Genomic DNA, 291 nt, shown 5'->3' on the forward strand with positions numbered 1-291 from the left:
TGATCTGGCACGGTTGGTGCGCATATGGCGTGCTCTGATAGACCATCGCCTGAAACCGCTGGAGTTAACACAAACCCATTGGGTTACGTTACACAATATCCATCAGTTACCTCCAGACCAGTCGCAAATTCAACTGGCAAAAGCGATTGGCATCGAGCAGCCATCACTGGTCCGTACGCTGGACCAACTGGAAGAAAAAGGGTTAATTTCGCGTCAAACTTGTGCCAGCGATCGTCGGGCTAAACGTATTAAACTGACGGAAAAGGCAGAGCCATTGATCAGCGAAATGGA

At 49.5% G+C, this 291-nt stretch carries 1 protein-coding gene; it reads left to right on the forward strand.

Going from position 1 to position 291, the window contains the following annotated elements; genetic code table 11:
- Positions 1–291: transcriptional regulator SlyA (gene slyA / locus LZP73_RS20220; RefSeq protein ID WP_234236720.1), on the forward strand; the 291-nt coding region annotated here is incomplete at both ends.

This window comes from Shewanella sp. AS16, from assembly GCF_021412365.1.
GTDB classification, from domain to species: Bacteria; Pseudomonadota; Gammaproteobacteria; order Enterobacterales; family Shewanellaceae; genus Shewanella; species Shewanella salipaludis.